This is a genomic window from Achromobacter sp. 1014246743 (genome assembly GCF_059760725.1).
The window spans coordinates 34,913-43,308 of the sequence record NZ_JCBANA010000062.1 but is presented as its reverse complement, the minus strand read 5'-3'; the positions used below and the strand labels follow the sequence as shown (position 1 = coordinate 43,308).

At 66.8% G+C, this 8,396-nt stretch carries 8 protein-coding genes; 3 read left to right on the top strand and 5 right to left on the bottom strand.

The genetic code is table 11. From position 1 onward, the window contains the following. Positions 1 to 75: 75 nt before the first annotated feature. Entirely contained in the window at positions 76 to 1,074 is a 999-nt protein-coding gene (locus tag AC6LJ2_RS22945) for an OmpA family protein (protein ID WP_445657056.1), read from the bottom strand. Positions 1,075 to 1,216: 142 nt separating this feature from the next. Beyond that, the gene (locus AC6LJ2_RS22940) at positions 1,217 to 1,990 is read right to left on the bottom strand and encodes a DODA-type extradiol aromatic ring-opening family dioxygenase (RefSeq protein WP_263913541.1); all 774 of its coding nucleotides are present in this window, start codon (positions 1,988 to 1,990) and stop codon (positions 1,217 to 1,219) included. A gap of 256 nt (positions 1,991 to 2,246) precedes the next feature. Here AC6LJ2_RS22940 and AC6LJ2_RS22935 point away from each other — a divergent pair, with 256 nt between their 5' ends. From AC6LJ2_RS22935 to efp, 3 genes are all read left to right on the top strand, one after another. Then, the gene (locus tag AC6LJ2_RS22935; protein ID WP_263913540.1) at positions 2,247 to 3,449 is read left to right on the top strand and encodes a DUF2863 family protein; all 1,203 of its coding nucleotides are present in this window, start codon (positions 2,247 to 2,249) and stop codon (positions 3,447 to 3,449) included. A gap of 9 nt (positions 3,450 to 3,458) precedes the next feature. Next, on the top strand, positions 3,459 to 4,574 hold the full coding sequence (gene earP, locus AC6LJ2_RS22930) for an elongation factor P maturation arginine rhamnosyltransferase EarP (protein WP_263913539.1): 1,116 nt from the start codon (positions 3,459 to 3,461) through the stop codon (positions 4,572 to 4,574). A gap of 208 nt (positions 4,575 to 4,782) precedes the next feature. Then, on the top strand, positions 4,783 to 5,343 hold the full coding sequence (gene efp, locus AC6LJ2_RS22925; protein WP_006220534.1) for an elongation factor P: 561 nt from the start codon (positions 4,783 to 4,785) through the stop codon (positions 5,341 to 5,343). Positions 5,344 to 5,471: 128 nt separating this feature from the next. Here the strand turns inward: efp and AC6LJ2_RS22920 are convergent, their stop codons facing one another. The 3 genes from AC6LJ2_RS22920 to AC6LJ2_RS22910 all read right to left on the bottom strand — a co-directional run bounded on the left by AC6LJ2_RS22920 (position 5,472) and on the right by AC6LJ2_RS22910 (position 8,371). Continuing rightward, entirely contained in the window at positions 5,472 to 5,930 is a 459-nt protein-coding gene (locus AC6LJ2_RS22920) for a DUF1178 family protein (protein ID WP_263913538.1), read from the bottom strand. Positions 5,931 to 6,080: 150 nt separating this feature from the next. Next, entirely contained in the window at positions 6,081 to 6,788 is a 708-nt protein-coding gene (locus AC6LJ2_RS22915) for a DUF2968 domain-containing protein (protein WP_263913537.1), read from the bottom strand. Positions 6,789 to 6,964: 176 nt separating this feature from the next. Beyond that, entirely contained in the window at positions 6,965 to 8,371 is a 1,407-nt protein-coding gene (locus AC6LJ2_RS22910; protein ID WP_263913536.1) for a sigma 54-interacting transcriptional regulator, read from the bottom strand. Positions 8,372 to 8,396 lie beyond the last annotated feature (25 nt).

The following is an 8,396-nucleotide window of genomic DNA, read 5'->3' as shown; positions in this document are numbered from 1 at the left end:
GAACCTGACGGTTCCGGGGGCTTTTTTTGGGCTTTCGAACGCTTCGCGGCGCCAAGCATCAGGCAATGCGCCGCGTCACTGGACGACCAATTCCACGCGGCGATTCCTGGCGCGGCCCGCTTCGGCGTCATTGGCCGCCACCGGCGCCAGCGAGGCCACGCCGCGCGGCGACAGGCGCGCGGCGGCAATCTTGTAGTCGGTTTCGAGCGCCTTGACCACGGCATCGGCGCGCTTTTGCGACAGCTCCAGGTTGCGCGCCAGGGTGCCCTGATTGTCGGTATGGCCCACCACGTAGACCTTCAGGTTGGCGTTGGCCTTGAGCAGCTTGCCCATCTCGTCCAGCGCCGCCCTGGATTCGGGCTTGACCTCGGCCTTGTCGGTATCGAAGTACACGCCGTAGACGGCCACGCGGCCCGATTCCGCCAGCGATTTCTGCATGGCGGCCATGTCCAGCACCTGGACCTGCCCGGTCTGCATGGGCTGGGTCTCGAGCACCTGCACGTAGACCGGCGTGATCTGGTTGGACGCGTCTTCCATCACGTCCAGGAACACATAGATGTCACCCGAGGGCGCTTCCTTTTTGGCCAGCACCACGTAGTACTTGCCGCCGAACGCGGCATCGCCCTGCCCGGTGGGGCGGACCTTGCCGCCGTTGTTGACGAACGCCTGGAAGTCGCGGCCGCACTGATCGTCGCCCTTGCATTCGAACACGGTCTTGAAGCCGCCCGACTGCAAGGCGCCCTGGTAGTTGCGATACACCTCGAGCGCCGACTTGTCGCCGCCGATGCGATACGAAATGCGGGTGACCTTGCCTTCGAGTTCCAGGACCTTGGCCGTCGCTTCCTCGGCAATCGGCTGGTTGGGCATGAAGGCTTCGTCGTAGTCCTTGCGTTCGTAGGCGCGGATCTCGGCACCCTTGAAACGCGTCAGCGCGGGATGGTCGCTCGACCCCGGCACGTCTTCGGCCCAGGCGGGCTGCGCGGCACCCAGGCACAGGGCGGCGATGGCCAGACTTGCGGATGCCACGATAGGCGCTTTCACGATCTTTATCTCCCCCGCCGGCAGCGCCGGCATGCGTCCAACACAAGGAAACGCCCGCGAAGGCGGGCGGCAGCCATTATGCATAGCCGCTCTGCCGTTTCCAACCCGCGGGGCGTAACAAGGCGTAGAGGCGCCGAGCCGCTGCGCCACTCGGCGGCTGGGCGCACGCCAGGCCCTAGTCGAACGCGTAGGCGTCCATCGCCAGCGCGCCATACGAAATTTCGTCGGTCAGCCGCGTGGCCTGGTCACCGCCCGCCCCCAATGCAACGTACAGCGGCATCAGGTGATCGTCGTGCGGATGCGCCTGTGCCGCGCCCGGCGCCTGCGCCTGCCAATCCAGCAGCGCCGGCACGTCATGGGCAGCCAGGTGGCGCGCGTACCAATCCTGGAATGCCGGTACATAAGGCACGGGCGGCGCGTCCTGCGGCATGCGCACGTCGCGCAGGTTGTGCGTCAGCGAGCCCGACCCGATGATCAGGATGTCCTCGTCGCGCAGCGGCGCCAGGGCGCGGCCCAGTTCGAACTGGGCCGCCGCGTCGCGGCCCATGTCCAGCGACAGCTGCACCACCGGCACGTCCACGTCGGGGTACAGGTAGCGCAGCGGCACCCAGGCGCCGTGGTCCAGCGGCCGGCGCGGATCGCGATCGGCGGCAATGCCCGATTCGGCCAGCAGACGCTGGACCCGCGCGGCCAGTTCGGGCGAACCGGGCGCGGCGTACTGCAGCGTATAGAGCTCGGGCGGAAAGCCGCCGAAGTCGTGCCACGCCACCTGCTGGTCGCGGGTGGACAGGGCCAGGCCATGGCCCATCCAGTGGGGCGAAACCACCAGGATGCCGCGGGGCTTGCGCCCCTGGGCCTGGCTCCAGGCGGCCAGCGCGGGGCCGGTCAAGCCGGGCTCCACGGCAAGCATGGGAGAACCATGGGAAACGAACAGCGTAGGCCAACGCATGGCGGTGACTCCAGAAAATCATGTCGATGCAAACATTGTCGGTCGATTGAGTTCGGCAATAAACCCCCGCCAAAGGGATAATCTGTTGCCCGATCAGCATCAATGCGGCTGGGAGATGCCCGCCTGCGGCGGCGGGACGCGCATCGCCACCGCGCCCGCCTCGCCCGCTGCCGGCCTTGCCACGCGTTGCGGCTGCCCGCGACCGTGGCGGGCGTTAAACTACGTCGTTACACACTTACTGGACGCCCCCGAAGTTATGGCCCGATCCCGCAGCCAATCCACTCCCCGCATGAACCGCGATGCCACCCGCCTGGTCACCCTTGCCCAGTCGCTCAACCGTTCGGGCAGCCGCGTTGAAGACGTGTTCTGGGAGAACCAGCTTGGCGAAGCGATTCCGAAGCTGCTCAAGGCAGGCCAGGACGCCCCGTTGGAGGCCGCCCTGGACCACCTCGCCCAAAGCGACGTGGGCGCCTACGAAGTCCTGATCGAACAGGCCGAAACCCTGTCCGAATCGATGAAGCTCGAAAAAAACGGCGTGCGCTACGACGTCCTGCTGATCGTCGCCCCCATCGTGGCCTGGACCCGCTACGCCATTCCCACCGGCGCCGTGTCCGCCAGCGCCCAGCAGGCGCTGCTGGCCCAGTTGCACGGCCACGTGCTGTCCAGCCAGGCCCGCACGGCGCTGATGCCCTGGCTGGTCAGCGTCGACCAGATGCCGCGCACCTTCTCCGAGACCTGGCAGTGGCTGCAACGCCTGGGCGCGCAGGCGCTGGGCGCGGAAACCACCAAACCCACGCTGAACACCGAAGTCGAAACCGCCAACATGCTGGCCGACACGCGCTACATCGTGGCCGCGGTGGCCGTGCCGGAATTCGCGCCCGTCTTCCGTTGGCAGGAACAGATCGGCGAGGCCGACGCCAGCCGCGACGCCTGCCAGGAACAATGGGCCGCCCAGGCCCAGCCCACGCTGGCCAGCCTGTTGCCCGGCTGCGGCTTCGAATCGCTGCTGCCCGACGCCTACTACGTCAGCAACCGCGAAGCCGACCGCCGCGTGCGGCCGCTGTCGTTGCGTGCCGCCATCAGCTGGCTCGAAGGCGCCGTCAGCCTCGAAGCCTCGCAACTGCGTGCGGTGGTGGCCGGCTGCGGCGAAAGCCGCATCGACGAATACCGCATCAGCTTCACGGCGCGCAACAGCAATGACGTCTACTACGGCTGCGTCTGGCCCCTGTACGGCCGCGAAGAAGACCTGCCCGGCGACGAAGGCCAGCCCGACGTGGTCGACGACATCGCGGCACTGCTCAAGGAATACGGCGTGAACGACGTACGCCGCATTCCCGGCGTGCTGCCGCCGGAATACTGCGAGGACTGCGGCGCGCCCTACTTCCCCAATCCCCTGGGCGAACTGGTGCACGCCGAACTGCCCGAGGACGCCGAGGCCGCCCCCGCCAAGTTCCACTGAGGGGCGCCGATGCAAGCAGACATCTTCTGCCGGGTCGTCGACAACTACGGCGACATCGGCGTCTGCTGGCGCCTGGCGCGCCGCCTGGCGCACGGTTGCGGCTGGGATGTCCGCCTGTGGGTCGACGACCTGGCCAGCTTTGCCCGCATCCAACCCGGCATCGCCGCGGGCCTGGCGCGCCAGGCCTGCCAGGGCATCGACATCGTGCAATGGTCCGACACACCCGACCCGGCGCTGGCGGCCCGCGACGTCGTGATCGAGGCCTTTGCCTGCGATCCCCCGGCCGGGTTCCTGGACAGCATGCGGCGCACCCACCCGGTCTGGATCAACCTGGAATACCTCAGCGCCGAAGCCTGGGTCGAAAGCTGCCATGGCCTGCCGTCGCAGCGCCCCGACGGGCTGGTGAAGCATTTCTTCTTTCCCGGATTCACGCCGGCCACCGGCGGTCTGCTGCGCGAGCCCGCCCTGTCGGCCGAACGCAACGCTTTCCAGGCCGATCCCGGCGCGCAGGACGCCTTTCTGCGCGGCTTGGGCGTACCGGAAACACTGCTCTCGCAACGGCGCATGGGCGCGCGCACGGTGTCCCTGTTTTGCTACCCCAGCGCCCCCATCGACGGCCTGGTCCAGGCCCTGGCCGACGACCCGCAAGCCACCGTGCTGCTGGCGCCCCAAGGCGTGGCACCAGGCCTGGAAGCCGCCTGCGCGCGGCCCGGCGGCCCGGCCGTGGCGCGGCTGCCCTTCGTGGCCCAGCCCGACTACGACCGCGTGCTCTGGTGCGCCGACCTGAATTTCGTGCGCGGCGAAGACTCGTTCGTGCGCGCCGCCTGGGCCGCCCGCCCGCTGGTCTGGCAGATCTATCCCCAGGAAGAGAACATCCACCTGGAAAAGCTCGAGGCCTGGCTGGCCCGCTATCCGGCCCCGGATACCGCCGCGGCCCTGATCCGCGCCTGGAACCAGCCCGGCGACGCGGCCTGCGCCGCCCACGCCCTGGCCGGCGCCCTGGCTCCCGCCGCCTGGCAGGCCTGGATGCAACGTGCCCGCGACTGGGACGCCGCACAGGCCCTGCAGCCGGATCTGGCGGAAATTCTGGCTGGATTTTGCGCAGAGTTGGCCAAGAAACGTTAGAATAGAGAGTTTTCTGAGTCGCCCAGGAATTACCGGGCCTCAACTATGTCGCCTCCCGGGGTGTGCATGAAGCCGAGAACGCTGGCCTATTTGTGCGGCTGTCGCCGTCGACACGTCAACCAACGTGATGGACACGCGGGCCCTGCAAAGGGGCGTTGCGGCTTTTTGCTAGCACGGCGAGTGCACCCATCCCCCCGGAGTTTTATCGATGAAAACCGCTCAGGAATTGCGAGTCGGCAACGTGGTCATGGTCGGCAAGGACCCCCTCGTGGTCCAGAAGGCCGAATACAACAAGTCCGGCCGTAACGCCGCCGTCGTGAAGCTGAAGTTCAAGAACCTCTTGACCGCCTCGGCCAGCGAATCGGTCTACAAGGCCGACGAAAAGTTCGAAGTCGTCCAACTGGATCGCAAGGAGTGCACCTACTCCTACTTCGGCGACCCGATGTACGTCTTCATGGACGAAGAGTACAACCAGTACGAAATCGAAGCCGAAAGCATGGGCGATGCCCTGAACTACCTGGAAGAAGCGATGCCCGTGGAAGTGGTCTTCTACGACGGCCGCGCCATCTCGGTGGAACTGCCCACGACCATCGTCCGCGAAATCACCTACACCGAACCGGCCGTCCGCGGCGACACGTCGGGCAAGGTGACCAAGCCGGCCAAGATCAACACCGGCTACGAACTGAACGTGCCGCTGTTCTGCGCCATCGGCGACAAGATCGAAATCGACACCCGCACGAACGAATACCGCAGCCGCGTCAACAACTAAGCCGACAGCAGGTGCAAAAAAGCGCCAGCCCTAACGGGTCTGGCGCTTTTTTATGCCCGGCCGCCCGAAGGCCGGGCAGGCCCCACGGGGGGCAGCAAGCGCGCAGCGCGCGGCGTGGGGGCCCACATTTATTGCAGTCGATCGTCGTCCAGGAAATCCGGCACGGCCATGACGTCGATGCCGTCTTGGGCCAGCGCCTCGCGCTCTTCGGGCGTGGCGGTGCCGCGGATGGGGCGCTCGTCGGCATCGCCCTCGTGGATGCGGCGGGCTTCCTCGGCAAAGCGCGGACCGACGTTTTCGGTGTTGCGCAGCAACGCCCTGACCTGCCGCATGACCACCGCCTGCAAGGCCGACATCTTTTCGGCTTCCGATGCGCCCGCCGACGGCGCCGGCGGCGTGGCCGGCGCATGCAGGTGCGCCACGTTCAGTCGCGGCGCGGACAGGCGCTTGGTAATGTTGGCGGATGCACAGACGGGGCACGACACCAGGCCTCGCGCCTGCTGCGCGTCATAGTCTTCGTGCGAACCGAACCAGCCTTCGAAAATGTGGCCGTGCTCGCACTGGAGGTCGAAAACTTTGAGAGCCATGACTGGAATATGGGGGTTAGCCGCCAGAATACAAGAAAGCCCTGGCGCCGGCCTCACGGCCATGCCGCCGACGGGGTTTTGGCCGATTCAAAGAAAAAGCGGGCCCGCGGGCCCGCTTTCGCCTGCGCCAAGGCGCTGACCTGTCCTGGCCTACTTGCCGCGCCTGGGGGCCGCGGCGGGTTGGCCGATCTGCGCCTGCTGGGCTTGCAGGGCGTCGATCTGGCGTTGCAGGTCACGCAGTTGCTGGCGGACGTCCTTTTGCTGGTCAGCCAAGGCCGTGGCTTCCTGGCGCGACTGTTCCTGGCGGGCGGCGACCTGTTCTTCCTGCTGCATGCGCAGCGTACGGTCGGCCTGCAGCGTGCTCAGTTCGGCGTTGCGGCTGGCCAGGAGCTTTTCAGCGTGGGTGTATTCAGCCTGCAGCTTGATGCGCTTGATGTCCACTTCGGCCAGGTCGGCCGACTGGGCGACAAAGGCCCGGTACGTGGCTTCGGCCTGCTTGTCCGACTTGGTCTTGAGCACGCGCCAGAAATCCTTCTGCTGGAACAGGGCCACGTAGTAGGTCAGATCGTCCGGCTTGAACAGCAGGCTGGCGCCGTACGTGCCGTTATAGCTCGTACGCAGCTCGGAAACCTGGCGGTTCTGGATCAACCCCTGCAGCTCGGCCACCGTCGACGACGGGCGCGCGGCAGGCGCCGGCGCGGGCGGGGTCACCGGCGTGGAAGCGGCCTGCTTGTCCTCGACCTGCTGGACCGTGGGCCGCGGGGGTTCGGATTGCGCGCTGGCGCATGCGGCCAGGCCGGACAGGGCCGTGCCCAGCAGCGCCATGCGCGCAGCGGCACGGATAAAGTGGACGTTCATGCCTTCCCCAAAAAAATCGTTGCGGAACTATAGCAATTTATTTCGCTTGCGGCAGACGCACTTACATAGCACGCCCGGATAATGTCGTGCGCTAAGGGGGATTCCCTATTGCGCGTTATAGGGCGGCCCGAAAACCGCCGTGGAAAAACCCTTGCATACTGCGCCCCATACTGTCGTCAGGACGCTTCGATAATGCCGTCGGCAGTTTCACCCTGACCGCCGCCCAAATGCAATTTGCGCATTTTTTCCCATAACACCTTGCGGCTGATGCCCAGGGTATTGGCGGTATCCTGCCGCCGCCAGCCATTCACATCCAGCGCAGCCAGGATGCGGGCGCGCTCGGCGCGCTCGGCGTCGGTGAATACCGGCGGCTCGCACTGGGTATTGGCGCCCGCGCCGCCCAGCGCGCCCGAGGCCCGCAGCGGCTCGGCCAACTGATCGAAAATACGTTCGATACGCGGCTGGTCCCAGGCCTTGAACTGGCGCCGTACGATCGCCACGCGCTCGGCGACGTTGGACAGTTCGCGCACATTGCCCGCATACCGCGTGCGCGCCACGCGCTCGATCAGCCAGGGTGGCGGCTCGCCTTCACACCCCATGCGTTCGAGCAGGCCGCGGAAAATCGCCGCTTTTTCCTCGGGGCCGCGCTGCTCCAGGTTGGGAATGCGCAACTCAATGACGGCCAGCCGGTAATACAGGTCGGCGCGGAACTCGTCCTGCCCCACCAGCACCCGCAGGTCCTTGTTGGTGGCGGCCACCAGGCGGAAATCGACCGGAATCTCCACCGTCGAACCCAGACGGGTCACGGCGCTCTGCTCCAGTACGCGCAGCAGCTTGACCTGCTGGTACAGCGGCAAGTCACCGATTTCGTCCAGGAACAGCGTGCCCCCGTTGGCCTGCTCGAAATACCCTTTGTGTGCCCCCACCGCGCCGGTGAACGCGCCCTTGGCATGGCCGAAGAAATGCGCCTCGAACAGGCCTTCGGGAATGGCGCCGCAATTGACCGCCACGAACGGCCCGTCGGACCAGGCCGCATGGTCGTGCAAGAGCCGCGCGATGCGTTCCTTGCCCACGCCGGTCTCGCCATGGATCAGGGCATTGCTGCGGCAGTCGGCAAACATGTCGGCTTCGGCCAGCAGCGCCCGCATCGGTTCGGACACCGCGATCAGCGGCTGCTCGCGCCGCGGCGCAGACCGGTTGACCTGGTCCAGGGTGCCCAGCAGTTCGAACAGCAGCTTGCGCAGGTCGGTGGTGGTGAAGGCCAGCGGCAACGTGTAAGAGTATTCGGGCGGGTAATAGCGGGGATCGCGGCCGCGGGCCTCGGACGCCACCCAGATGACCGGCATCGCCTGCACCGACAGCCAGTCGTAGCCGCTGAAGCGGTTATCGCCCATGACCGACACCGACACCAGCGCAACAGCCGGCCGGGTCGGATCCCGCGGCGGCGGAAAGGCCGTGCCGGCGTCCGCACGCACCAGCGACACGTCCATGCCCGCCAGGCAGCGCTCGGCGCGGCTGGCGATATCGGACGTGCCCTCCCAGACATACACGTCGAATTCTTCGCGCGAGAATTTCTGGGTCATGGCGACCACCGCGCCGGCCAGGGTT